The following is a 23,991-nucleotide window of genomic DNA, read 5'->3' as shown; positions in this document are numbered from 1 at the left end:
CTTCCAAGGTGATCTAAAAACACAAGGCCCGGACATCTGTCCGGGCCTTACTGCAAAACTACAGGATTCTAACCGCCGATGGGGGCCTGACCTGGTTCAGCCGGCTTTTTCGAATACCGCACTGCCCCGCCCTTCTCGTACTTCTCCATCAGGCTTCCCATATATACGCGGAAGATTTCATCCTGACGTTCTCCCATCAACTGCGCTCGCATCTTGTCAAAGTTCTTGGCAATATCGTCCGCAGTCGGCTCCTGTTTGTCGAGGACCGTAAGGACAACTCCTACTCTGCCTGCATTAATCGGTCCAGAGATGGCTCCCTTGGCTAGCGAGAAAGCCACTGCGCCCGGGCCGCTCATCGCGCCCAGATCAGGAACCTGACCATCTTTGGAGACGAAGTCGCTGGTCTTCACTGGAACGTTCATTTCAGCGGCTGCCTTCTTCAGGTCATTTAGAACTTTGGCCCGGTCATCCAGCTTAGTGAGTTGGGTGCTCAGCAATTGCGGCAACTGCTGTTCTCTGTAGTCGTCAAGAATGTGAGATTTATAGTCGGCAAAGTCCGGCGCGTGTGCCGTCTTCACATCCTCGACTTGAAATACCGCGAAGCCGTTGCCGGTCGAAACCGCCGCGGGAGCCGCTCCCTTTGTCGTAGCGAAAGCCTGCGTCAACAGAGCAGATCCATCAGCCAGCCCGGCTATAACGCCGTCCTTGGCTACATAGTCGGTCGTAACGACGTGCAGACCCTTTGCCGCTGCAGCCTTGTCGAGACCCTCTTTCTTTGCGTCTGCCGCTAACTGCGTCGCGAAGTTCTGCTCGGCTGCTCCAGCCTTCTGCTGCTCCAGCACAGGAACAATCTCCGACTTTACCTCTTCCAAAGGCCGCTCGTGAGCGGTCTTTTTATCTTCGACCTGCAAAATGTGATAACCGAACTGCGTCTTGACTAGATCGGAAGTCTGTCCGGGAGCCAATGCAAAGGCGGCCTTGTCAAACTCCGGAACCGTCTTGCCATGGTCGAGCCAGCCGAGCTCGCCGCCCTGGTCCTTGCTTCCCGGGTCATCTGAGTTTTTCTTGGCAAGCTCGGCGAAGTTGCCGCCGCTCTTAATCTGCTTCAGCACATCCTCAGCCTTCGCCTTGGCTGCGGCATCCGTCTTGGCATCTGCGCCCTGAGGAACGGCAATCAAAATGTGCCGGACCTTGACCTGGTCCTTCACCTGGTACTCATCCTGATGCTGCTTGTAGTAAGCCTGCACCTCGGCATCGGTGATCTGAGGCTTGCCGCCGGGCAGGTTCGATGCGTCGAAGGCGACGTACTGAATCTTGCGAGTCTCGGGGATCGCTGTGGCATAGCGGGCCTGGTTCGCCTTGAAGAAGGACTGCAACTCCGCGTCGCTCGGATTGATCGTCTTGGCTAAATCGTCAGACGAGATCACAGCGTAATCAAACTTGACCTTGGTTCCCTGCACCCGGTAAGCCTCGCGAACCGCGCTGTCCGGGACCGTCACGCCGCCCGTAATCAGGGCCTGCAGCCGGTTCAATTCCAAGTCGCTCTTCACCTTGGACTCGAAGTCGCTGCGGCTGGTCTGGAAGTTGCTCTGCACGAAGTTCATGTAGCCGTCGTCGCCGATGTACTGCCCATTGGGAAAGAGGTACTGCGCGAAGGGCCCAGTCTGCAACTCACGACGAAGGTCTTCGTCGCTCACCTGCAGCTTCATCTTGTCTGCTTCACGCTTCAGGATCGCTCGCTGCACCAGCACCTGCCCGGCGCGCTGGGTCATGTACGGCATGAGGAAATCCGGAAGGTGCTGCTGCTGCAACTGTCGCTGCGCCAGTTGCTCCACATCTGTTTCTTTGATGGGAATGCTTTCGCCGGTGAACCGCCCCAGGATGCCAGGACCGCGAACCGTTGCAAAGGTGCCATTCGGCCCAGCGGTGGTATCAGCATTGTCGAAGATGCCGGGAACAAGCGTGATCACCATGGTGACGCACGCCACGGTAATAATGACGGCAAAGATGATCTTGATGAGGCGGTTGTCCTGCTGCAGAATACGAATCATGCTAGACGAAAGACCTTCACTTCGCGCGTTCCCGCCCTCCATGCCGGAAGGCGACCGCGTGCCCGGGATTTTGCGTGACCTGGCCGCATGTCTTTTCGACGTGCACCGAGCCATTTGCAGGGCAAGCTACAAGTATAAATCAGCCAGCGCCTGAATTCATCCAACTGGTTTGCTTCTCACTGCCTACTCTTGTCTAACGCACCCTCTAGTAAGGGTAATAAGCTGGGCCATAGTAGTAATAGGGCGGGGCATAAGGACGCCGCTGCAATTGCCGCGCTGGCTGGATACCGGATGCCAGGCGATTCATCTCATCTTGCGAGACAGTCGTCAATGGCACCTGCTGAGCCAAACGAAAGTTCAGGATCGCTTCGGGCGGAACCATCGCTTCGCCACGCCGGGACGCAGCCGAAACGCCGACACCCGCAGCCCCGCCGAGTCCGGCGCCAACCAACGCTCCCGGGCCACCGCCTGCCACGGCTCCGATGAGAGCACCAAACGCTCCCAACCCAACCGCATTGCCCACGGTCTGTCCGGTCTTGTCTGCACCCTGATGACTCCAGGCATCGGAGACGATCGGATATGTTTGACCAGCTAGCGTTATCTGTGTCAGTTGCAGCGCCAGCTCTCCTTTTCCGTTCAATGCACCGGCGTTATGCACATCCACAACTTTTCCCTGCACCGCTGTGCCGCGTGGAATCGCGACTGCATTTCCGGCGACGACATCGTTGATGACAACACCATCAAACATCGTTCCCGGTGCAGTGTTTTTGCTATCCATTCCCTCATTTACCCGGACACGAAGCATCGTGCCGCTGGGAACGACAACCGCTTCCCCACCCCGCTGCGCAGGATAGGGTCTCCGGTACTGAGGAGGAGGAGGCGCCTGGCCGTTCGCCGGGCCATTGGACGGGTTGTAAGGTGGCCGATACTGGCCTTCGGGCTGATTCTGGCTTTCCTGTGGCGGAGGAGGAGGTCCGGCCGGACCATATTGAGGTCCATTCTCTGGGCCATTCGACGGGGGTACTCCAGCGGCGCCCATCTCTCCGTTCTGTTGATTGTCCGGTTGCTGCCCATTGGGTGCTGGCGCATAGGTCCCATCTGACTGCAACTCAGGTTGAGTGCCTTCGGCTGCGGCTCCCTGATCCGGTGCGGGGCTGCCTTCAGCCGCAACCGTGCCGATGGCCAGCTGGTCGATCACCTTCTTGACTCCGGGAGCATCGGACGTGACCTTCTCGGCCATGTCTCGGGAGGCCTCATCCCGCACCGTCCCGGTGAGTGTGACCTGACCAAAAACAGTGGTCGTGCTGATCGCCTGATCCGCCAGCTGAGGTTGGGCCGCTAACGCCTTCAAAACGTTGGCTTCAATCTGCGCATCTGGCACTATCGCCGTTTTTTCCTGCGCGGTCGCCGCACCGCCAGCCGTTAGCAGAACACCTAGCACGAGACCTGAGATCTGAAAGCACTTCCACTGTTGCATGATTTCCCTCGTGGCGACTGTCAAACCAAATTTATTAGGCACAGTTGCCAATCTATAAAAACGCAGTTTGCGAAAAAAAGTTACTCCAGTACAACACAAATACCTCGTCTAATTCCTGCTTTTGGAGTGCGTTGACCTTCCATTCAAATAGCGGTATATTCAAAGAGCGGGGTGGAGCAGCCCGGTAGCTCGTTGGGCTCATAACCCAAAGGTCGTAGGTTCAAATCCTACCCCCGCAACCATTTAGGGGTTTCCGAACCGATAGAAACCAAAGATAAGCCAGAACTCATGTGGTGGCATGGTTCTGGCCAATCTGTTTTGGAGCCAAGATAAGATTGACGACGCTCCCATTAGCTGCCCTCTTCGACTCCAGATAAGCAGATCCATAGATGTCCATTGTCGTGCTCACCTGCGCGTGCCGCATGAGCTTCTGCTGGACTCCGATGGGTGCCCCTGCATCGTCTAGGAGGCTTCGGTATGTGTGACGTGCCGTATGTTGGCGTCCGTACGAATGGAGAGAAGGAACTGCATCCGGAATCATTGCTGAGGTTTCGAACACAGACTTTCTGCAGGCAATTTCGTTGTTCTACACACGCGAGAAGCGCAGGGGGCTGCTCAAGCCGGAAAAACTGGTAAGGAGCGCTGCCGGTCACTGGGAATCGCGAAGCCATGCGTGCTCTTTGCTTACGTCCCGCCTATGACTTCTGGAATTCTCGGCATCAGTACATAACATGATCACTCGCCTTCGGTAGGCGGTTTATATACACAGTAGGGAGTTTATTTGCACAGTAGGCGGTAATCCAAAGGACTTAAAGCAGTGTCGAGAGCTGGGTTGTGCGCCATTTTCGCCTACCGCGCTCGCCCAAGAGCCCCCAAGCATCAAGTGCCGTGTGCCAATTCTGCCTACTCGCCTCATTCAAATGCCCAAGAGAGTGCTATGGCCCTGGTGGATCGGAACGGAGTCTATGGCTCCGCTCGTTTTCATTTCGCTGTATCGGACATGGGACTTCGTCTCACACCGCCGATCTGGCTCCCACACCAACACATTGGAAGAACCCGCTCGGATTCCATTGCTCTGCGAATCCCGGGAGGGATAGCAGAATCATTGTCAGCTCATCACGCAATTCAAGATGCGCAAGACTTCCAAACAGGAGGGCGCCGCTGCCTGCGCCGATCTCCGGCAATACGCTTCTGGTCTGGTGTGTTTGACGGGAGGCGACGAAGGTCCGCTTGCATCCGCATTGGCACGGGGAGGCGAAGAGGCTGGTCGTGAGACTGAGGAACGGCTCGTATCCATCGCAACAAGTCGCCGAGCGCAGGAACGGTATGAGTAGAATGCATTGCCATTTAGATCTCTTCCTGTCAAAGCTAAACCGGACAGCGGAGCTCTGCTATAAGGTCGTCTTAACGGGCTTTCATTCTCTGCCTTTACGCTTGCCAGGCATACTGCTGGAAGGCGTCGTCCAGCGGTGGATTGGCGATAATTGCAAAGTTAGAATCAGAGCGGGATACTTGCAACGCTAATTTACAACGGCTAATTTGCAGATGGCAAAGGAATGAAAACGTCGAAGAGGGTACCCCGATAAGACCCTGATGTTCTGCTCCTGACGCGGATCAGCCCTTGGTGCTTGGCTACTACTTCAGAGCTCAGCCACAGACCGGTACCGGCGCCCTTCGAATCCTTGGTGGTATAGAACGCTTCAAAGATCCGAGGCAAAGCCTCTGGCGGAATTCCTCTTCCGCAATCGCTGAAGAGGAAGCGCACCCCTGGTACGCCGTCCGGATAGCTAACGGAACGCATGCAGCGTACCAACACCGTACCCTCACATACTCCCATAGCGTCCAAAGCATTCGTGACCAAATTATTGAATACCTGTCGCATTTCACCAGAGTGGAGCAGTAGCTGATCGTTGGATCTAAGATCCGATTTCAGCGTTATGTTCTGCTTCGCGACATGAATACGGAAGAGCGCGATGACACCTTCGATCATTTCGTTGGCCGCGCACATCGTGGGCAACGTCGACTCGCGATGGAAAGCCAGCACCTGCTTTGTGATTCGGCTGATGCGCAGCAGCTCTTCTGATGCCTGATTTATGTAGCTTTGGGTTTCCGGAAAATTCTCTCTCGATCCGTTTGCCGCCAGATAAAGCAGGTTCGACATCGCCTCAAGCGGATTGTTGATTTCGTGCGCGATGATGTGGGCCAGCCGACCGGTAGCCGCTAGCCGCTCACTCAATTTCAGCATCTCTTGCAGTTTTCGATGATCCGTCGTATCGGTCAGGATCAGAATCGAGCCACTTTCCATATCAAGATTTGCTTTGATCGTGTCATAACGCACCCTAAACCAACGATTCCCGAATGAAAGCTCTCCAAGTTGGCCTCTTTCACTCGATTCCAGCAAGCTCTCCAAGCTCATCTGAAAATTCGCTTGAAAGATATCGGCGAGCCTTTTCCCTTCAATATCCGCCGCGACCAAATTAAGAAGCTGCATAAAGGTCGCATTTACACGAATCGTGCGTCCGTTTGAATCTGCGAGCGCAAGGCCATCATTCAAGGCGTCAAAGGCGGTCTGCCATTGCAGAGCCGAGTGATGCGAAAGGGACTCCGCGCGGCGCAACCGTAGAAGCGCCTCAACCTGCGCAACAAGCACAGTCGGCTCTACGGGTTGCGTCAGATAGGAGTCTGCCCCTTCTTTCAGTGCCTGGACCTTGCTCTCGTCTGAAACGAAAGATGCGGATATCTGCAACACGGGGATGCTGGCCGTGACAGGATTAGATTTCAGTCTCCTGCACACCTCGTAGCCGAGCATGTCGGGGAGATTCACATCTGAGATGACGATGTCTGGTAGAGACAGTGCTCTCACCAATCCCTCACTGCCAGTCGCTGCTTCTTCGACTGCAAAACCTGCTCGAACCAGGATTCGTCGGAAAATGTAGCGGGTCTCCTCTCGATCATCAATGATCAGAACGCGCCCGCGATTTTCTAGTTCAGACACGAGGCTCCTCCTCGTTCCCGTGGGCAGTAAGACTTTCAATGAGCGAGCGAATCCGGACGGACGAGTCTGTCAGAGTCAGAGTCTGCTTGGGGAAAATGGTGATGGAGTTTTCGCGAAAATACTCCAGCTCCTCGGCATCGAGGACCTTGGTGGAGTGCAAGACGACCGGGGTCTGCGCGATGTCTTTGGAGTTGCGGATATTGCGAACAACTTCTGCTCCGTTGAGATCCGGCATATAAAAGTCGAGAAAAATGAGCGCGGGCATCAGTTGCTGTGCCATGCGAAGCCCTTCCCTGGCATCCCTCGCCTCGAAGACTTCGTAACGTGTCTCCGGTATATGCCCCCGAAGCAGGTACCGGGAGACCTCGTTGTCGTCGATCATGAGGATACGTATGCGTTCGAACGGCGACGTCAACTTTAGGATTTCGGCAATCATTTCTTCGGGCACAAACGGCTTGAGGAGGTACGAATCGGCACCGGAGCCAAAGATTCTCTGAGCATCGTCAGTGACACTCATCACCAATACAGGAATTGCTTCTTTTTCTTTCTTGATCTCGCGCAGAAAATCCCAAGTAGTCTCGGTACCCAAGAGAACATCCAGAATGACGGCGGCCGGCCGAATCTTGGTGATAAGTTCCTCGGCCGCCTGCACCGTCGAGACGCAATGAGCCTGAAAGCCCGCCTTCGAGAGATATTTGGAATAGATAAATGCCGTTTCGGCATTATCTTCCACGATGAGGATGAGCTTCTTGTCGGCATCGAGCAGAGGGACGACCGGCTCTACGGAGGCAGAGGAGCTGTTGAAGACAATCGGAACGATCAGGGAAAAGGTAGAGCCCGCGCCCATTGCGCTCTTCACTTCCACTCGACCGCCTAGCAACTCGGCGAACTTCTTTGACAGAGGCAGACCGAGGCCGGTTCCCCTCACCTTCTTTTGCATCGCGCTGTCGATCTGAGAAAACTCTTCGAAGATGATGCGCTGATCACTCTCGGAAATGCCGATACCGGAGTCCGTGACAGAAAATTCAATCTCATCATCAACGACGCGTGTCGAAACACGCACCTCCCCGTGCGGCGTAAATTTGATTGCATTCGAGATAAAGTTACGCAGTACCTGCGATATCTTCTGTTCATCCGTATGCAGGGGAGGCAGCTTTTCAGCGTATGCAAAGGCCAAATTCAGCGAGCTTTCGGCCAGCAAGGGCTTCAGCATCCCTCGAAGCGCCCCAAGCAGCTCACTCACGTCGAAAGTCTTGGCGTTCACCTTGAACCGACCCGCTTCGACCTTTGCCAGGTCGAGGAGGTCATCCACCATCTCTGAAAGTTCTTTTGCCGAGCGCTGAATAAAGCGAATCTGCTGGTCTTGCTCCGAAGTCAGTTCTCCATCAAGCCTTTCGAGCAGCATTCGCGTCAGAGCCAGCATGGAATTGAGCGGCGTACGAAACTCGTGGGACATGTTGGACAGGAAGCTGCTCTTCAGTTCGGACGCTCTTCGCAGGTAGTCGGCACGCTCATCCAGCTCCGCGTACAGCGCTACAACGCCGCGATTGGTGTCCTGGAGTTCAGCGTTGATGTGATCCAGTTCCTCTTTGCGCTCACGAAGCTCGTTCAGCGTTCGCAACAACTCACGATTCTGCGTCTGCAACTCGTCGATCGGCGCAGCCGGATGCTGCCGTGCAACTTCGGCGATGAGTCTCTGGAGATCATCTTCACCAAGAGCGGTACTGTGGACTGGGAGAAATTTTCCAAACTCGACGGCGGTACCCAACCGGGTCGTATCGATAGAAAATTCGTCCATCAGACGCTTTGTACCCAAAATACCCATGCCCATGCCGGTTGTAGATCGGTATGATCCTTCCATCACGACATCAAGGTGGGGGATTCCAGCGCCATGGTCGGTTACTGTGACGCGGAACAGCCGTACCTGAGGGTCAACGCTAAAGACGACTGTCCCATCTTTCGCGTAACGGAACGCGTTCCTTGCAATTTCCGACACAGCTGTGGCGATGCGAATCTGATCGTGATGATCGAAGCCGAGGGCGCTGGCGATGGTGCGGCCTTGCTGCCGGGCGCTGACCACCTCGCGTTCAGTCGTCAGATTCACACTATGGATGTGCCTGTTCATGACCTGTCTCCGAGCTTTGCGACCAGTACCGTAGCATCGTCCCGCCTGCGGCTGAAGTCCCTGTAGAGCAGGGCTGCCAGGAGTCCGGGAGGACGATGGAGAATGCCAGGATAGCCAGCCGGGCTGACCTTGGATGTTAGGCCGTCAGAAAACATGATGAGGGTTGTGTCCGGCTCAACCGGATATACATATTGCTGCGGAGAGCGTGGCATTACTGCGCCAAGAGTTCCATTCTGCGTCACTAGGCTGCGCGAGGCGGACGCGGTCACGGCGATGGCGCTGACGTTGCCGACTCCCGCGTACGTTAGTGTTCGATCTGCAGATTCGAAAATGGCGATTGAAAGCGCAGCTCCCCGCGTCTTCTTCAACGCATCATGAGCCCGTTCAATGATGACTGTGGCTGGCTGCTCGAAATGTCTTTCGACTGAAGTGACTGCCTCCTGCGACGCTTCTGTCGCCCCGGCTCCGTGTCCAAGACCATCCACCACCACGTAGATCGTCCGGCCATGTCGTTCCAATACCAGATAGGAGTCGCCGGCAACCGTCTCGCCCTTGATGGGGAGGCTCACCACTCCCACATTCGCTGTCGCGGGTATTCGGCCGCGGACGAAGCGGCACCAAAACGCTGTTCCTTTACCTACTGCCGAATAGAGCGAACAAGTGTCAGAGATGCGCTGAATGGCTCCCATGCCCTGACCGGCAGTGCCTATTGTGGAATAACCGTCTTCCATAGCCCGGCTTACATCACGTATTCCCGGACCAGAGTCCAACGCAATCAAATCCAGCCATGCGCCGTCGACGCAAAGATTCGGGCAGATAAGCAGTTCCCCCTCGCGTCCGTGCAGCAGCATGTTGGTCGCGGCTTCCGTAGAAACGATCCCGATATTGCTACGATGCTCTTCGTCAAAGCCGAGTGTCTGCGCCGCATGAATTGCGGAGCGGCGCGCCTCCCCAATGGAGCTGCGATCGGTGATCGCGATCGATTTCTGATGATGTTGCAAGGCTCGCTACTTCCAGCGGACAATCGTGACAGTCGTGCCCTGCCCCGGTTCGCTCTTGATATCGAATTCATTGACAAGTCGTTTGCTGCCGCTCAAACCGAGCCCCATGCCGCCGCCCGTTGTATAGCCATCCTTGAGTGCTAGTTCTAAATCCGAAATCCCTGGTCCGTTGTCTTGAAAGACCAGTTTGAGACCGCGTCGCGCTCCATTTTCAACAATCTCGGCGCTCATCCTGCCACCACCGCCATGTTCCAATGTGTTGCGCGCAAGTTCGCTCGCTGCCGTTACGAATTTAGTCTGATCGACGAGACTAAACTTTAGTTCCACGCACCAAGCTCGGGCGATCTGCCGTATGCGGACGACATCGTCCGAAACCGAGATGAGATGGGTCTCACGATTCAGTGTCATCGACGTCCTCGGCATCAACCTCCTGCTTCACATACTCTTTAAGCAGTTCCATGCCGCGCTCAATGTTGAGCGCGGTTTTGATGCCGGGAAGTGACATACCAAGTTCGACCAGTGTGATGGCTACTGCGGGCTGCATGCCGGTCAACACCGTCTGCGCGTCCAGTACACGGGACATGGCTGCGATATTTGCAAGCATGCGCCCGATGAAGGAGTCGACGATCTCAAGCGAAGAGATGTCAATGAGCACTCCCCGCGAAGCGTACTTCGCGATCTGTGCAGTCAGATCTTCCTGCAAAGACATCGCGAGCTCGTCGTGCATATCCACCTGGATCGTGACGAGAAGACAGTCGCCAAATTTTAGGATGGGGATACGATCCATTTGTTTTATTCCCTACCCTTGGGCGCGTGACTTGCCGAAGTCTTTATTGATACGACGGTCTTGCCGAGGCGCTGTAGAGCCACCGCGAACGCATCCGAAAGTTTAGCTTTAGTCTGAACATCAATCAGGTCGATGCCCAGATGAACAATAGTCTGGGCAATTGCCGGGCGAATGCCGCTCAAGTAGCAATCCGCGCCCATCAAACGCGCAGCTGTAATGGTCTTGATGAGGTGCTGTGCCACCAAGGTATCCACGGTCGGAACGCCGGTGATGTCGATGATGGCGACCTGGCTGTTGGTCTCTACGATGGCCGTGAGAAGCGATTCCATGACGACTTGTGTACGAGCGCTGTCCAAGGTCCCGATGAGCGGAAGCGCGAGGACCCCATCCCACAACTTTACTACGGGAGTTGAGAGTTCCAACATCTCTTCTTGCTGCCGGCTAATCGTTTGCTCACGAAACACGATCGCGATATCGACAGTCAGCATCGCAAGTTTGTCCAAGAGATCTCCTGACAGCCAAATCTCTGTCACCAGTTCGGACGCATTTGCCTTAAGAGCGTCCTTGAGAGCATTAAAAACTGGTTGCTTCAAGGAAAGAACAAACATAGCCGTTTCTACCGGAGAGAACCCCTGCTCCATACGGGACTTCGCGATGGCTTTCAGAAATTCTCTGGTCGCTGCGAACTCCTGAGCTTGGACGTCAGAGCCGGACTGCGCGGCGTCTGTGAACAGCCGCAGGAACTCCGCTGCCTGTTGCTTCAAATCAGCGTCGTCCATAAGGTCGCTACGGCGCGTTGTACTGGACATCTCATGTATCCAGCCAGTGAGAATTCCTGACTCATTCGACCGGACTAGCTGCTGAAACGCGCTCATTCATCGGCTCCTTTTTTGCACAGAACTTCAATCTTACTGTTCGCACATCATTTCGTCATTTTTCAGACACATCGCGATGGTTCTAAACCGTGGTTGCTATATCCGTTCAGTGGGCCGCTGAATGACCTTGAAATATGGAAAGGAGAGTGTCGTTCAGGTCCCCGACTGGGCTCGTCGACGCGAAACGGACGAGGAGCCAAATCCGTCTTCTTCAACCCTTTCAGATATAGAACTTGGCCCTACTATGGACACCGGTGGCGACCTGTTGATCGAATCCCAGTGATTCCCGCTCTTGCAACGATTTGTAGATGAAACCCGTTCCAATAGTTGGTGCGTTCGCTATTTGGAGGCATTTGAAAACTAAAGCCAGCATTTATGCATCCAACATTTGGTGCGCGACATTAGGATTGAAAACTGTCTCCTTCTGTCGGAAGTGAAGAAACTGGTCAGTGGAGGTACTTTTTCTCCAGCTCACAAAACGCCTCGCAGACGTTTTCTCCAGTCCAGAGCCTCTTCTGGAAACGGGGATTTGTCATGGTAGAAGCGTTATATGATCAGGCCAAGTGGATCGAAATTGTCGAGACATCGCGCAAAAATCAAACCCTGGCCACAGCGGGATACTTCGCGCGGCTATCATGCACGAGATCAATAATCCTCTTGACGCGGCCGGAAATCTTGCCTATTTGATTGACGAGGAAGCCGAAAATCCAGCAAAGGTGCGCCAATATGCACGCTTGCTTGCAGAGCAGCTCGCAACCGTAAGACAAATCGCAACGAGAACGCTCACTTTCTATCGAAAGTCTTCGGAGATGAAGCCGATCGATCTGATCCTGGTCGCAGAGGCGGCGCTTCGCGTACATCAACACAAAATTTCAACAAACAGCCTGCAGGTTCGGAAGGTATTTCCCGAAAAAGCAGCTATCAACGGGCACGCCGGGGAGATGCTCCAGGTCCTATCCAATCTTGTTGGGAATGCGTTAGATGCCCTTCCAATTGGAGGATCGCTAGCGCTCAGTATTCGAAAAGCAGGACAAGAGATTCACATTATGGTCGCTGACAACGGCCACGGAATCCCAGAATCGATTCTCTCTCAGATATTCGAGCCATTTTTCACCACCAAGCAGGATCTGGGAACAGGTTTAGGCCTGGCTATCTCGAAGTCGATCGTCGAAGGCCATCACGGCAGATTGAAGACCCGAAGCAGTATTCGACAGGGCAGGAGTGGCACAGCATTTCGAATCTCCTTGCCAGCTTGCTAGTTTAGAAGCAACGGACTTCTTGTCCACTACGGTCAGCTCTTATTGGAATGGACGATGTACAACAGAGACGGCTACGGGTTCAGCGGCGGTCATACCTTCGCTTGTTTCAACGAGCAAGCGCGCCTGAAGCAACTGACCGGCTTCTTCTAAATCCTGGTTGTCTACCGAATTTCTACTACGAAGGATTGAAGTCGGCGCCGTCCTAAGCTGTGTCAGTCACGATTTCTTTCTTCTAGCCGGGTCGTATAGCGCGGCGACAGGAATTCTGCTTTGGCCCTCCAGCGCCGGTCGATGCCAGACACAGCCGGAATTACCATCCCTGGTCCCAAACGGCCGCTAATGTTATCCATCGCGTTCATCAGCCGTGCTGATTTCTGCGGATCACGCGGAGGGAACATCTGAGCCGATGAGGCTTTCGCATCAATCAACTCGTTCAACATCACCCTTACAGCAGTAAGAAATCCACAACAATTGTCATTCCACGTCACTCGCCTTAGGTGGGCGGTTTATATACACAGTAGAAGGTTCTGTGAGGCTAACGAAGCTCGCTTCCGCTCGCGGGCCGCGGTGGCCGCCGCCGTGCCCGTAACAAGGTAGGTCGTCATGCCCAGCCGTCACCACTCGGACCTCCGGCCGTGCATGGTGAGTGGGATCAATGCGCCTGCTACTGCTGCTGCAAAGAGACGCTTTGCTCATCACCCGGTGGGACATCCCCAGCCTTCGCAGCCAAGGGACGGACATCGGTGATCAGGTGGTAGAGAAAGCGCCCAGGTTCTTCCTGCATCACCATGTGAGCGGAGTTATTGAACCACACGAACTTCTTTGACGGAGCATGGATGCGCGCGAACCACTCCGCCGCCAGTGTATGAGACGTCGTATAGTCGTGCCGTCCTTCAAAAAGAAAGATCGGACACTTGAAATTTGTCACGGAATCATAATCCACGGCCTCGAGCGCTCCAAGAAGGTACGTCACAGAGAAGAAACTGCCATCGTTCACAAGATCCAGATCCTTCTGTGTGTAGTCAGGAGAGAGAGACCATGCATTACCGTCGTAGGAGAAATTGGTCCGCCCGTAGGTCAATCCGCCGTAGTACATCAGCCATTTGCGCTCCTCCCCGATCCGGTCGAACGTAAGCTTTCCTGGATATGGAGCGAGCGCTGTCAACTCTTTTTCTGCTTCAAGGTTGTTATGGGACTTCGCTTGCTGCATGGCAAATTGGTAACCCTCTTCCTCGCTCTTTTCGTCATTCACTACCTGCCCGACTCCCAGATAGGCATAGAACCAATCAGGATGTCGTTGAGCTAAAGCAACACCAAGGACGGTTCCCCAGGAATGGCCCAGCAGAAAAATCTTCTTCTTGCCATAGTTTTTCTGCAGGTACAGAACGACCTGTTCCGCGTCGCTCGTCATTTGCTCCACCGTCATGGTCGAAGCGAGCGCTTTGGGATCGTTGGAGGCGTAGGTCTTTCCGGCGCCACGCTGATCCCATTGCACGACGGTAAAGTAGTCTTCCCACGGGCTCTGAAAGGTGTAGTCGGCGGGCATTGTCGGAGATCCCGGTCCGCCATGGAGAAATAGCAGAATTGGGTTGCGACGATCTCGACCGCGAATAGATAACCACTGCGTGATCCCATTGATCTGTACAGGCAGAAGTTCTTCGACGCCATTCGGCGAGACGATCTTCCGCGATGCAGCGATGATGTCCGTCACCTTCTGCCGCGACATCATTTTCTGCTGAGGCTGTTCCGCCGCTGCAGTGGATTGAATTGTCTGCGTCTGCGCGACGCATTGGCAGGCCAGTAAAGATACAAAAAGCGCACAACCGTGGAAACAACGATTCTTTTTCACCTAACATCTCCTATAGGATTGCTGTGAATGCAGTACGCATCCAGATTTTCAAACAGGAACCGACCAGCGGCAATGACACTTGAATTGAGTTCATGGTCCTGTACGACTTGCTTCGAGGCCATACTTTTCCAGCACGATTCCAACTCCTGGGGTATTGCTTTCCGTCATTTCATAGATCCCGACGGTTAGTGCCATGTTGAGACCTTGCTCAATCGCCAGCCGGCAGATAAGTGCGTGCTTTGTGCTACATGTACCATGGCCTTCGAAGAACACGACCATGTGCTCATTTGGGTTCGAGTTCCTCCCGTATGGAAGTGAACACACCCATTGAGCTGCAGAACGAAAGTCGGTCAGTCCAATCTGCATAAACGCCGTTGTTAAGGGCCCACTTCGAATGAGAACTTCTGGGTTGAGGCACATCCACGAACCCATTGCGCTCTTTAGTGATGAATCCGAGTGAATCACGCTGATCTCCGATTATGATTTGTTGCCTGCTCATTTCGAGGACTTGCGCTTTGTAGGTCGGCCGAAAGAACTAGAAACGGGGGGCGACGCCGGTGCAGATCCAAGTCGGGAATCAAGGGTGACGTCGCAACTGCGGGTTTCGGCTCGCGGAGGCCGCGCAGGCAAAATCCATTTTCGATAAGCACGCTCACGTACGTTTCGATCGTGCGGTGATATTTCGCAACTTTGTCTACGAACCACTTGGTCTGCCTCTCACCTTCAGACTGATATTGGTCGACGGGCCAAGACAGCGCCTGGCCAGCGTCGTCTCGTGTCCATTGCTGTTGGGCCATTGCTGTACAGATCGGATGCTCGACTGAGAATACGAACCGCCCTCTTTCCTTCAGAAGAAGCGCCACGCGCACAACTGCGGCTGCATAGTTTCTGACGTAGTGAAGTGCGAGAGACGACACGGTCAGATCGAAACGCTGGCTACCCAAATCGAGTGCTTCGATACTGGCACGGCGATACTGGATTCCATCGTCAAGGGTTAATTCTCTTGCATAGGCAAGCATTTGTTTTGAGATGTCGATACCAAGGACTTGCCGTGCCCCACCTTGTCGCGCCTTTCGGGCAAAGTTGCCGAAACCGCGCCCCAAATCGAGCACGCGCATTCCAGTCAGCGACGCTGGGAGCATGGACCAAAGTGCTGGTTGCTCGAGAATATTGTTCAAACTGGAGCCGCTTTCACGAAGCTCCCGATAGCCTTGAAAGAACTCTGGATTATCGTAGATATTCTGAGGTTGCGTCATGACTTTGACCACCAGGGGCGGAACCCTATCCGCACGTTCCCAACGATTCGTCTCTGGTTCAATACCTCTCCTATTGACAGTTCGCTAAGCGGTGGCAACTTGCGGTTGTGCGGCCACCCGCATCAGGATTGACCGTACCGAACTCATAGCAGCGAGGCCATCATCGCACCGTGAAGAGAACGCCAGATAGCCGTCGGGCCTGACAAGCTTGACCCCATTTTTTGGCGGGTCAGCTCGCGACGATTTCCACTCGACAAGATCATCGAATTCCGAGCAGATCAGCTTCGCTGCGTCGGTAATTGACGGATCTTCGGTGCCTTGGGTAACCAGCAAAAAGCGCCCGCAGATTCCATTACCACCACGCATGGAATCGTCCAAGTACCGTTCGCCCGATCCCTCAATAATTGGACTTGAACGATAGGCGATGCCAAGTCCCGAGAGTCGCTCCACAAAAGCGTGCTGAAAGGGGGCTAAGCGTGAAACGATGGGTATCGCAGCATCACGCAGGGCCTGAGCGATCACACTTGATGTCCCCATCGCCTTAGTCAGAAGATCAGTTGTTTGGATGACGCTCTTGATTACGGGAATCCGTTCTTCTGCGTAGCTATTGAGGAGTTCTTCAGATCGATAACCCTGGAGGTGCAGGTCAAGCTTCCAAATCAAGTTCCAGACATCGTGCAAGCCTGTGTTCATTCCCTGTCCACCAAATGGACTGTGAATGTGTGCGGCGTCTCCTGCGATGAAGATCCGTGCGTCGCGCAGCTTGGCCGCGTGCCGGTGGTGGATGCGGAAATAGCTGCTCCAGTGGAGAGCATGAGCCTCAATCTCGCGAGACGCCCGTTCGTGCAATATCTTCTGAACGAGTTCCAAGTTGGGCGCATCTCCCTGCGGCTGCTCGATGGTTGCCACAATGCGTCGACGGGTTGCGCTCATTGGAAAGATGGCGACCGGTCCGAATTCACTTGGGCATAATTGCAGTTCGTCACCGGGAAGAGCGTCGTTCGTCTCAATATCGGCAAGCATGAACGGAGTCTCGTAGTCTCCTCCTTCGAGGGGAACATTTAACGTTTTCCGGACCTTGCTATGCGCCCCGTCGCATCCGACGACGAACGAAGCTGTGATCCTTTCGACCTCGCCGTTGTGATCGAGAGTGACGACGACATTACCATCTTGTTGCGTGGCGGAGAAGAATGCTGTGTTGTACTCGACCATTCCGCCTCTATGTTTCAGCTCTTCAACCAGTAATCTTTCAGTAACGTTCTGTGGAACCATTGCGACGAATCCATACGGGCTTTCCTCGGGTTCGAAACGCAAACGGGCAAGCGTTATATCGCGGGTCACTACGGCCACCGACTTCACCGGGTTAGCAACATCGAGGAACGGGTTTACAATCCCCGCCATGTCGAAGATCTCAAGTGTCCGCGGAAAAATGGCCAGCGCTTTGGAATATTCTGACTGCGATGAGCGCTCTTCGACGATGCGGTACTGCAGACCTCGACGAGCACATTCATTTGCCAGGAACAGGCCCACAGGTCCAGCACCGACGATCAAGATATCTACCTTGTTCCGGTTGTTTTTCATAGATTCCTCCGATTCCGGCCCTCCCCTTCCGCACTTGCTTAGGAGGTCGATGAGCACATCAATCGCTGTAACGAACGCTGCAGTCGAGCCCACAATTTATTTCAGGCGGCCAGCGCCTCTTTGGCGCAAAGAAATGCGTTCGTGACTGCAGGAAATCCCGCAATTGGAAGCGTTTGCAGGATCGTCTCTTTCGAAATGCCCAAACCATGAGCCGCCTCCACGTAAGCTTTCACTTGCAGCGGGAGTTCGCCACGGCATATGCAGCAGGCAAGCAAGAGTAATACTTTGGTTTCGATCGATAAGCCTGGTCTTGCGGTGATTGCGGCATAAGACCATTCCATTTGTCATGTCGACATAATCAGGACAGATCTCTTCTAGCATTGCGACTAGAGCGCCGCCACTATGTTTACCGTGAAGTCTTTCGCAGAGTTCACGGCCCTTCTTGTATTCCTGAGTTTCCATATGTTCTCCTCGCTAGGAATTCGACGGCGTATCCGCAACGTCCAGTGAATCTCGTCCCCCTTCCCTCTTGGATCATGGGTGCTTCGAAGCCGGCTCATACGTTCCGGGGACCTTTCTGAATCCGACGCAAATACGATTCCAGCCATTGATCGTGACGATGGTCATTGTCAGGTTGACTAGTTCCAATTCACTGAACCGTTCCCGCACCTCTTCATAGATGCTGTCCGGCGCCTGGCTCTGGCTGATCAAGGTGAGCGCCTCGGTCCAGTTGAGCGCCGCCCGTTCCCGGTCAGTGAAGAACGGAGTTTCCCGCCAAGCACTGAGCGCATACAAACGCTGCTCCGATTCGCCGTTCGCACGTGCATCCTTTGTGTGCATGTCGATGCAGTACGAACAACCGTTGATCTGCGATGCACGCAGCTTTACAAGTAGAATCAGGGCTTCTTCCAGCCCGGAGTTTCTAACGTATGTTTCCAGCGCCGCCATTGTGCGGTATGCCTGCGGCGCGACCTTTTGAATCTCCAGTCTTGATTGCATATCAATCTCCTCTCACTCTCAGACTATGCGTGCAGTGGACATCAAACCGGACCATAATTGAAATTTGGAGCGGTCCACTCCAAGCTGACTAAGCCACGGTCACAGAGCTCTGTACTCGTGCGCGGCGTCTCAACACAGGCCGCCGCGAGTAGACGAGCGAACGTGCCATGCGGTGCTTGCGATAGGAAAGTCACGACGGTGCGCGACTCGGTGCGGGAAAGGGAGTGCGAGACGATCGACATGCGTTGTGAGAACCGCTTCGCGTTCGTAGAACCGGATCGCATGGTTCGGCTCTTCATTCTTTGATATTGGGTCGTAGTTGTTGCTGTTCCAGAATTGGGCCGCTTGCCATGCAAAGACTGCACTCTCAAGGAGTGAATTGGAAGCAAGCAGATTGGCGCCGTGCACTCCGGTGCACGCCACCCCTCCTACCGCAAACAGCCCAGGAATGCTCGTACGCCCCAACGGGTCTGTGCGAACTCCACCCATCCAATAGTGAGCAGCTGGCGTAACAGGGATTGGTTCGTGTGCCCAATCGAGCCCGCGCTCCTTCACCGCACGGTCAATGGTCGGAAAGCGATGCGCGAGGAATCCCGCGCCATGCTTTGCCTCCACTACAGAGGCATCCAGACAGACTGCCCGGCCACCTTGGGCCGCCATCTCGACTGCAATGCCACGTGCCACAACGTCTCGCGGCGCCAACTCGGCATCGGGATGGACGCTCTGCATGAACCGTTGCCCGGCAGCGTTCACCAGCACGGCGCCTTCACCACGCACTGCCTCTGAACAGAGGAACGTTGACCCCACCGCAAGTGCGGTTGGATGGAATTGGTAGAACTCCACATCCGCAATTCTCCGCCCCGGCGCGAAATGCCATCGCAAATCCATCGCCAGTCGCACAACGCGGGTTTGTAGTGTGGAGAAAGACCTGACCAGCGCCACCACTCGCCATCACAACAACATCGGCGTTCAGGACATGCCAACATGCATCCTTTAGGATTTCGATGCCCGCCGCAGAATTCATATACGTCACCGGCAGCACTCGCTGCTTCCCGCCAGCCTCGTAGTCCAGGAAAGCGGTGAGATCCTCCCAGCAATCCCATATGGAATCGATGTCTGCAATGTCGGCCATAGAGCAACCGGCCGCTAGGTTTGGGAGAATTACTTTCTGATCTGGACCGGAAAGGACTGCGGCCGTCTGCGCCATGAAGTGAACGCCGCAAAAGACGATGTATCCTGCCTCTGGACGGCTCTTGGCAGCGTGAGCCAGCTGAAAGTTATCGCCGAGAAAGTCCGCGTGGCGGACGATTTCGTCTCTTTGGTAGAAGTGACCGAGTATGATCACTTGCTCTCCTAGCTCACGTTTCGCAGCGTGAATGTGCGCATGCAGTTCCGCCTCAGATGCGTAGCGATATTAAGGAATGTTCCTCTAGACGGGAGATTTCGCTGGTGAGCGGTCCGCAACAGATGCACCGGGACCGTAACCTTCGTTGTCATGTTGCCACGGTTAATGCGCTAATTCAGGTGTGCAGGTGGTTGCTCCTCCTGGCCACTTGCCGATGCGAATCAGCTGGATAGTTTTGCGATTGATGTCAAGCCTGCTCCTCTACAACCGGGGACCTAACCGGCTGTAACCGGTTTCACGCTTCTGCGCCGGCACCGAGATATCAGATGAGCTCAAAACTAGTGAAAATATTTCTTCGCTTCCAACATTCAGCTTTCGCTGCGCGTTTTGAGGCTCTCGGCCTCGGTCGTGAGGTACCGCTCGTTCATCTTGCGAAACAGGCGGGAGACCACCGGCCCTAGAAGCCCCGCGAATTCGATTGACAGCGTCACCCTACTGCTTGCCCCACGCTTCTCGATGAGGTGGCGCCCCGTAACGTGCACTCCAGGGCTGCGAGTGGCCCAACTAAAACTCCTTCCTGGTTCCATTTCGGTGACTTGCCAAATTGCCGGGCGCAATCCGGGTTGTCGAACCTGCGCCCGACTTCCCACCGATAAAGGGCCGTCATCAATTCGTCGAACACTCGACATCGTTGAAGTCCATTCGGGCCAGCGCTCAACATTGCATAGCACCGTGAACACTCGATCGGACGATGCCTCGATATCGAAGATGATGGTAAGCAAGGCAGGATTTACAAAGTGTTTTTCCGTTCCTGCTTCAGTTGCCAGAGTCATCGCAGCTCCTTGTCTTTATCGGACGTTCGGGATTGGCCAGGGATCAGCAATTCGCCCTTCGTTTAATTGCGAATCGTATGATGTGGTGAGTTCGATCACAGTCCTTACTTCATTGGTCTGTTGAACCTCGCTTGCCGATCGCGCCCCTTAGGGAGAGAGTTCGTCAAGACCGCCGTATATGATCTACTCTCCATTCCTCGCGATCTCGTCTCCGACCAACTCGGCGGCCATGTTTGCCCCCGGAATATAGACTGCTCGAAGAATTCTTTGTCCCTTGGATTCATCGAAGGTCAGGCCACCCTTTGCTCCCAGCTGTCTGTCGCCTTCATGCCGTATCAGAAACATCTTTTCGTCTCCACCACCCACTTTGCGAATGGAGAGAAAGCATGTGGAGATAAGAGTGAACCTGTAGGTTCCGGTTGAGTAGTGTTGGCTCCCGACAGAAAACCTCGGCGTTGATACGGTGATCTCTTGGGCCGAAGAAGATTGCGCGCCGAATAACACCAGGGTGCAAACTACCAGGGTGAGCATTGGTACGCGGAAGCGGTGAAACAGTTTACCTAAATTCATAGATTTCTCCTCGATGGCCATTGAGACCAACTCACTTTCTGTTTGCAGTTGGGGGCACACCCTCTTACCGAGTCGTCGCCCGGAGTTCCTAACGTACGTTTCCAAGGCTATGACTGTGCGGCATTCCTGCCGTGCGATCTTCTGAACCTCCAGTCTTGGTTGCATATCAATGTCCTTCCACTCTTAAGATATGCGTGCAGTGGATGGCCAACCGGACCATAATTGAAATATGGAGTAGTCCACGATGAGCAAACAGGAGACGTTTCAGGATTTGCCGCTAACACACCCAAGGGGGGAAAAAGAGCTGTGGCGTTGGCTAAGAGACGAGATTCGGAATTCAATCTTATCGAGTAAGCTCAAGCGCGGAACGCGAATGCCCTCCAGCCGCGGATTGGCTCAACAGTATCAATGCTCTCGTGGAACAGTTGTCACTGCCTTTGAACATCTTCAAGACGAAGGGTACATCGAGACGCGCAAAGGGGCAGGTTCATTTGTGGCGCTAGCGCTCCCGGACGATTTGTTGTCTGCGAACCGTCCTGCGATTCAAGCTTCGGATCGACCATCGCGAGCAGGCTTGTCCAAGAGAGGCAATCTCACGGCCGACAATATTTCTCCACTTCCTGCGTCTCGTTCTGTGGGCAAGGCATTTCGGGCATACGAGCCGGCAATCGATCTGTTTCCGGTCGACCTTTGGTCGCGAATTGCAGGCAGAGTAGTACGTCGCGCGCCGAGATCGCTTTACGGACAAGGCGATGCGCATGGATATGCGCCGCTTCGGAAAGCTATTGCCGAATATGTGGGAAGCGCCCGGAGTGTGCGCTGTGAACCTGATCAAGTCATCATCACTGCGGGAGCGCAACAGGCGCTCGATCTTGTGGCTCGTCTGCTGCTGGACCCCGGCGACGTGGTGTTGATGGAAGATCCCGGCTATCCAGGTGCTGTTTCCGCTTTCAAAGCGGGTGGTGGCCGCGTTGTGCCAGTACCCGTCGATGAGCAAGGAATCAAAATCGCAACGGTTCCGCGCCATCACCAAAAGGCACAATTGATTTATACAACACCTGCCAATCAGTTTCCGCTTGGTATCACGATGTCGCTTCCGCGCCGACTGCAACTGCTGAATTGGGCGATCGACAAAGGGGCATGGATTGTGGAAGACGAATTTGACGCAGAGTATCGTTACTTCGGACGGCCGGTCCCCGCGCTACAGAGTCTCGATCGATCCGGAACCGTAATTTATGTCGGAACATTTACCAAGATGCTGTTCAATTCTCTGCGCCTTGGTTTCCTCGTGCTCCCTCAGCGGCTCGTTGAAGCATTTGCGTCTGCTCGCTTCCTGATCGACCGCCATTCGCCGACATTGGAGCAGGCAATCCTGGCAGAGTTTATCCTCGACGGGCACTTCGGACACCACATCCGGCGCATGCGCCAGATCTATTCAGAACGAGTCAGCGTCCTGGTTGAAGCTGCCAAGAACCGATTGAGTGGGCGGCTAAATGTAGATCTTGCACCCTCGGGAATGCGGACGATCGGCTGGCTTCAAGGAGCCGAACTCGACCAAACTGTCGCGGGGCGCGCCCGCGCTCAGGGCCTCGAAATCGCAGCGCTCTCACAGTTCGCCATTCGAAGTCACCAACCTAATGGCTTGATGCTGGGTTTCGCCGGATGTACTCCTGACGAATTGCGGCGCGGGGTGGATGTGCTCGCATCGGTATTGAATTGAGTCTTCCGAGTCGTGCCTTTAGCTGCTTGTCTCGGGAAGGAAACCTCGATCGACAGAATCTTCGATGATTGCGGCGGCAAGTTCTCCAAGGGGCCTTGACGCTTCGTCAATGACTGACATGACTTTTCGAACCTGCACTGCCGAAATCCCATGTTGCTTCCAACTTAAGCCGCGTGTGTAGTAGTTGTGAAGAAGTGGCTGCAAGCGGTCAATTGCGCGTGCGAAACGTGCTTCGGGAGTGACGCGAGCCTCGAATTCCTCCCGGCTCGATACAGGTCCGTCGCCAACGGTTCTGGTAGCAATCCAAACACGCGCCGCGCTGCCACTTTCTCTCGACTTGCTGTCCCTCCGGTGGCGCAACTCACATAGCAATAGACGTGCGAAAACAGACACAGTGACGGCAGATGAGGCAACTTCCCCCGGATAGATACCCTCGATATGATTGAATGGCCAGTAGCAATGAGGGAATATGTTCCCCCGCGGAATTGCCTGTTGGGCGTTTGTACCCATTCATCACCCTCCCGCCGAGGGAGCAGTTTGTGGAGGGATTGATCGATTGCGATCACGCTGGTTGCTCGAAAAAGCTGATCCTGGTTGAGAATTCGTCCTTCCGGGCGAGAGGATAACTGTTTGAAGCGCCGGCTGGTAATTCCACCAAGCAGAAACCGCGCGTCTTTCGTGTCTACCTTCCACTTCTGCATGATATTAAAGAAGCGCCGAAGTGCAGGGCCGGTGAGGCGCCTTCGCTCGGTGATGGAGGAATAATCTGGAACGTTTGGAGACTGCTAACGAGTGGTTGGATACCGACTTCAACCTGACCTTCGATGCGCAAGCCCAACCAGTTGCGGCAGAGCATCGCCGGCCAGTCGGTCATCTCCGGCGCATCCTATGGCTGCCCGACGCTGGTCAACGGCTCCTGCTTCGGCGGTCAGTCGGTAGCGTTCCCGGACCGGCTGCATGTGGTTCCGGGCACGAACTTTGTGCCGCGCATGTCGAACGGTGCTGAGCTTCAGGTGATTCTGCCGATTGTGAATGCACCGTTCCGGCTCTACTACGCTTATAACCCGCTGCGGCTCTACAAGCAGATTCCGCAGGACCTTGCCGTGCCGAACTCGGGCGCGGGCAACAAGTTCCAAAGCTTCTTCCCAACGTCGGATGCGGGCTTGTTCACCTACCAGCAGGCGGTGCAATACTACGGGGCGAACTACCTGCTTCGCGAGCCGCGCAAGACCTTCCGCCTGACGGTCAGCACTACGTTCTAAGGCATA

At 54.7% G+C, this 23,991-nt stretch carries 22 protein-coding genes, 1 tRNA gene and 1 pseudogene; 5 read left to right on the top strand and 19 right to left on the bottom strand.

What is annotated here, in order from left to right; all coding sequences use genetic code 11:
• Nucleotides 1-68: 68 nt before the first annotated feature.
• Together P4G45_RS08210 and P4G45_RS08205 are read right to left on the bottom strand one after the other, a co-directional pair.
• Nucleotides 69-2,051: a peptidyl-prolyl cis-trans isomerase gene (locus P4G45_RS08210; RefSeq protein ID WP_348269183.1), complete on the bottom strand. Its 1,983-nt coding sequence runs from the start codon at nucleotides 2,049-2,051 to the stop codon at nucleotides 69-71.
• A 205-nt stretch (nucleotides 2,052-2,256) separates the two neighbouring features.
• Nucleotides 2,257-3,528 (bottom strand): BON domain-containing protein, encoded by a 1,272-nt coding sequence (locus P4G45_RS08205; RefSeq protein ID WP_348269182.1) that lies wholly within the window; start codon nucleotides 3,526-3,528, stop codon nucleotides 2,257-2,259.
• A 165-nt stretch (nucleotides 3,529-3,693) separates the two neighbouring features.
• Between P4G45_RS08205 and P4G45_RS08200 the strand changes: the two genes are divergently transcribed.
• Nucleotides 3,694-3,770 (top strand) — tRNA-Met (locus tag P4G45_RS08200).
• A 1,292-nt stretch (nucleotides 3,771-5,062) separates the two neighbouring features.
• Here the strand turns inward: P4G45_RS08200 and P4G45_RS08195 are convergent.
• Genes P4G45_RS08195 through P4G45_RS08170 form a run of 6 tightly spaced genes read right to left on the bottom strand, consistent with a single transcriptional unit; the run spans nucleotide 5,063 to nucleotide 11,311 of the window.
• Complete coding sequence (locus tag P4G45_RS08195) at nucleotides 5,063-6,523, bottom strand: response regulator (protein WP_348269181.1); 1,461 nt, start codon at nucleotides 6,521-6,523, stop codon at nucleotides 5,063-5,065.
• The gene (locus P4G45_RS08190; protein ID WP_348269180.1) at nucleotides 6,516-8,648 is read right to left on the bottom strand and encodes an ATP-binding protein; all 2,133 of its coding nucleotides are present in this window, start codon (nucleotides 8,646-8,648) and stop codon (nucleotides 6,516-6,518) included. Before P4G45_RS08190 ends, P4G45_RS08195 begins: the two co-directional genes overlap by 8 nt.
• A complete protein-coding gene (locus P4G45_RS08185) occupies nucleotides 8,645-9,649 on the bottom strand; it encodes an ATP-binding SpoIIE family protein phosphatase (protein ID WP_348269179.1) in 1,005 nt (334 codons plus the stop codon). The genes P4G45_RS08190 and P4G45_RS08185 overlap by 4 nt, the downstream gene beginning before the upstream one ends.
• Before the next feature lie 6 nt (nucleotides 9,650-9,655).
• Nucleotides 9,656-10,057, bottom strand: coding sequence for an anti-sigma regulatory factor (locus P4G45_RS08180; RefSeq protein ID WP_348269178.1), 402 nt, complete (start codon nucleotides 10,055-10,057; stop codon nucleotides 9,656-9,658).
• Complete coding sequence (locus P4G45_RS08175) at nucleotides 10,041-10,436, bottom strand: STAS domain-containing protein (protein WP_348269177.1); 396 nt, start codon at nucleotides 10,434-10,436, stop codon at nucleotides 10,041-10,043. The genes P4G45_RS08180 and P4G45_RS08175 overlap by 17 nt, the downstream gene beginning before the upstream one ends.
• Before the next feature lie 5 nt (nucleotides 10,437-10,441).
• Complete coding sequence (locus tag P4G45_RS08170; protein ID WP_348269176.1) at nucleotides 10,442-11,311, bottom strand: STAS domain-containing protein; 870 nt, start codon at nucleotides 11,309-11,311, stop codon at nucleotides 10,442-10,444.
• Nucleotides 11,312-11,946: 635 nt separating this feature from the next.
• Between P4G45_RS08170 and P4G45_RS08165 the strand changes: the two genes are divergently transcribed.
• Nucleotides 11,947-12,570 carry a HAMP domain-containing sensor histidine kinase gene (locus P4G45_RS08165; RefSeq protein WP_348269175.1) on the top strand — a complete coding sequence of 208 codons (624 nt, stop codon included), beginning with the start codon at nucleotides 11,947-11,949 and terminating at the stop codon, nucleotides 12,568-12,570.
• A 212-nt stretch (nucleotides 12,571-12,782) separates the two neighbouring features.
• On the opposite strand, the gene P4G45_RS08160 is transcribed toward P4G45_RS08165, so the two are convergent.
• From P4G45_RS08160 to P4G45_RS08115, 10 genes are all read right to left on the bottom strand, one after another.
• Nucleotides 12,783-13,010 (bottom strand): DUF4113 domain-containing protein, encoded by a 228-nt coding sequence (locus P4G45_RS08160; RefSeq protein ID WP_348269174.1) that lies wholly within the window; start codon nucleotides 13,008-13,010, stop codon nucleotides 12,783-12,785.
• A gap of 224 nt (nucleotides 13,011-13,234) precedes the next feature.
• Entirely contained in the window at nucleotides 13,235-14,419 is a 1,185-nt protein-coding gene (locus tag P4G45_RS08155; RefSeq protein ID WP_348269173.1) for an alpha/beta hydrolase, read from the bottom strand.
• 461 nt (nucleotides 14,420-14,880) lie between these two features.
• A complete protein-coding gene (locus P4G45_RS08150; protein WP_348269172.1) occupies nucleotides 14,881-15,675 on the bottom strand; it encodes a class I SAM-dependent methyltransferase in 795 nt (264 codons plus the stop codon).
• A gap of 84 nt (nucleotides 15,676-15,759) precedes the next feature.
• Complete coding sequence (locus P4G45_RS08145; protein ID WP_348269171.1) at nucleotides 15,760-17,256, bottom strand: FAD-dependent monooxygenase; 1,497 nt, start codon at nucleotides 17,254-17,256, stop codon at nucleotides 15,760-15,762.
• Between the two features lie 96 nt (nucleotides 17,257-17,352).
• A complete protein-coding gene (locus tag P4G45_RS08140; RefSeq protein WP_348269170.1) occupies nucleotides 17,353-17,718 on the bottom strand; it encodes a hypothetical protein in 366 nt (121 codons plus the stop codon).
• A gap of 72 nt (nucleotides 17,719-17,790) precedes the next feature.
• Nucleotides 17,791-18,255 carry a carboxymuconolactone decarboxylase family protein gene (locus P4G45_RS08135; RefSeq protein WP_348269169.1) on the bottom strand — a complete coding sequence of 155 codons (465 nt, stop codon included), beginning with the start codon at nucleotides 18,253-18,255 and terminating at the stop codon, nucleotides 17,791-17,793.
• 129 nt (nucleotides 18,256-18,384) lie between these two features.
• Entirely contained in the window at nucleotides 18,385-19,062 is a 678-nt protein-coding gene (locus tag P4G45_RS08130; RefSeq protein WP_348269237.1) for an FAD-binding protein, read from the bottom strand.
• A complete protein-coding gene (nadA, locus tag P4G45_RS08125; protein WP_348269168.1) occupies nucleotides 19,022-19,600 on the bottom strand; it encodes a quinolinate synthase NadA in 579 nt (192 codons plus the stop codon). The genes P4G45_RS08130 and nadA overlap by 41 nt, the downstream gene beginning before the upstream one ends.
• A gap of 368 nt (nucleotides 19,601-19,968) precedes the next feature.
• The gene (locus tag P4G45_RS08120; RefSeq protein ID WP_348269167.1) at nucleotides 19,969-20,433 is read right to left on the bottom strand and encodes an SRPBCC family protein; all 465 of its coding nucleotides are present in this window, start codon (nucleotides 20,431-20,433) and stop codon (nucleotides 19,969-19,971) included.
• Between the two features lie 183 nt (nucleotides 20,434-20,616).
• On the bottom strand, nucleotides 20,617-21,168 hold the full coding sequence (locus tag P4G45_RS08115) for a hypothetical protein (protein ID WP_348269166.1): 552 nt from the start codon (nucleotides 21,166-21,168) through the stop codon (nucleotides 20,617-20,619).
• Between the two features lie 79 nt (nucleotides 21,169-21,247).
• Between P4G45_RS08115 and P4G45_RS08110 the strand changes: the two are divergent.
• Together P4G45_RS08110 and P4G45_RS08105 are read left to right on the top strand one after the other, a co-directional pair.
• A pseudogene (locus P4G45_RS08110) lies at nucleotides 21,248-21,439 on the top strand (GntR family transcriptional regulator); the annotation flags it as partial.
• Nucleotides 21,440-21,577: 138 nt separating this feature from the next.
• On the top strand, nucleotides 21,578-22,723 hold the full coding sequence (locus P4G45_RS08105) for a PLP-dependent aminotransferase family protein (protein ID WP_348269236.1): 1,146 nt from the start codon (nucleotides 21,578-21,580) through the stop codon (nucleotides 22,721-22,723).
• A gap of 18 nt (nucleotides 22,724-22,741) precedes the next feature.
• On the opposite strand, the gene P4G45_RS17015 is transcribed toward P4G45_RS08105, so the two are convergent.
• Nucleotides 22,742-23,233: an HD domain-containing protein gene (locus P4G45_RS17015; protein WP_373694170.1), complete on the bottom strand. Its 492-nt coding sequence runs from the start codon at nucleotides 23,231-23,233 to the stop codon at nucleotides 22,742-22,744.
• Between the two features lie 314 nt (nucleotides 23,234-23,547).
• Here P4G45_RS17015 and P4G45_RS08100 point away from each other — a divergent pair, with 314 nt between their 5' ends.
• Complete coding sequence (locus P4G45_RS08100; RefSeq protein WP_348269165.1) at nucleotides 23,548-23,985, top strand: hypothetical protein; 438 nt, start codon at nucleotides 23,548-23,550, stop codon at nucleotides 23,983-23,985.
• Nucleotides 23,986-23,991 lie beyond the last annotated feature (6 nt).

Source organism: Edaphobacter paludis (assembly GCF_039993895.1).
Lineage (GTDB): Bacteria > Acidobacteriota > Terriglobia > Terriglobales > Acidobacteriaceae > Edaphobacter > Edaphobacter paludis.
This window is presented reverse-complemented; position numbering and strand designations above follow the sequence as displayed.

Bases quoted from the DNA above. Each gene is read 5' to 3' on its own strand.
- P4G45_RS08210 (WP_348269183.1), bottom strand. From the start codon at position 2,051: ATGATTCGTATTCTGCAGCAGGACAACCGCCTCATCAAGATCATCTTT.
- P4G45_RS08205 (WP_348269182.1), bottom strand. From the start codon at position 3,528: ATGCAACAGTGGAAGTGCTTTCAGATCTCAGGTCTCGTGCTAGGTGTT.
- P4G45_RS08190 (WP_348269180.1), bottom strand. From the start codon at position 8,648: ATGAACAGGCACATCCATAGTGTGAATCTGACGACTGAACGCGAGGTG.
- P4G45_RS08180 (WP_348269178.1), bottom strand. From the start codon at position 10,057: ATGACACTGAATCGTGAGACCCATCTCATCTCGGTTTCGGACGATGTC.
- P4G45_RS08175 (WP_348269177.1), bottom strand. From the start codon at position 10,436: ATGGATCGTATCCCCATCCTAAAATTTGGCGACTGTCTTCTCGTCACG.
- P4G45_RS08170 (WP_348269176.1), bottom strand. From the start codon at position 11,311: ATGAGCGCGTTTCAGCAGCTAGTCCGGTCGAATGAGTCAGGAATTCTC.
- P4G45_RS08165 (WP_348269175.1), top strand. From the start codon at position 11,947: ATGCACGAGATCAATAATCCTCTTGACGCGGCCGGAAATCTTGCCTAT.
- P4G45_RS08160 (WP_348269174.1), bottom strand. From the start codon at position 13,010: ATGTTGAACGAGTTGATTGATGCGAAAGCCTCATCGGCTCAGATGTTC.
- P4G45_RS08150 (WP_348269172.1), bottom strand. From the start codon at position 15,675: ATGACGCAACCTCAGAATATCTACGATAATCCAGAGTTCTTTCAAGGC.
- P4G45_RS08145 (WP_348269171.1), bottom strand. From the start codon at position 17,256: ATGAAAAACAACCGGAACAAGGTAGATATCTTGATCGTCGGTGCTGGA.
- P4G45_RS08140 (WP_348269170.1), bottom strand. From the start codon at position 17,718: ATGGAAACTCAGGAATACAAGAAGGGCCGTGAACTCTGCGAAAGACTT.
- P4G45_RS08135 (WP_348269169.1), bottom strand. From the start codon at position 18,255: ATGCAATCAAGACTGGAGATTCAAAAGGTCGCGCCGCAGGCATACCGC.
- P4G45_RS08120 (WP_348269167.1), bottom strand. From the start codon at position 20,433: ATGACTCTGGCAACTGAAGCAGGAACGGAAAAACACTTTGTAAATCCT.
- P4G45_RS08115 (WP_348269166.1), bottom strand. From the start codon at position 21,168: ATGCAACCAAGACTGGAGGTTCAGAAGATCGCACGGCAGGAATGCCGC.
- P4G45_RS17015 (WP_373694170.1), bottom strand. From the start codon at position 23,233: ATGGGTACAAACGCCCAACAGGCAATTCCGCGGGGGAACATATTCCCT.
- P4G45_RS08100 (WP_348269165.1), top strand. From the start codon at position 23,548: ATGCGCAAGCCCAACCAGTTGCGGCAGAGCATCGCCGGCCAGTCGGTC.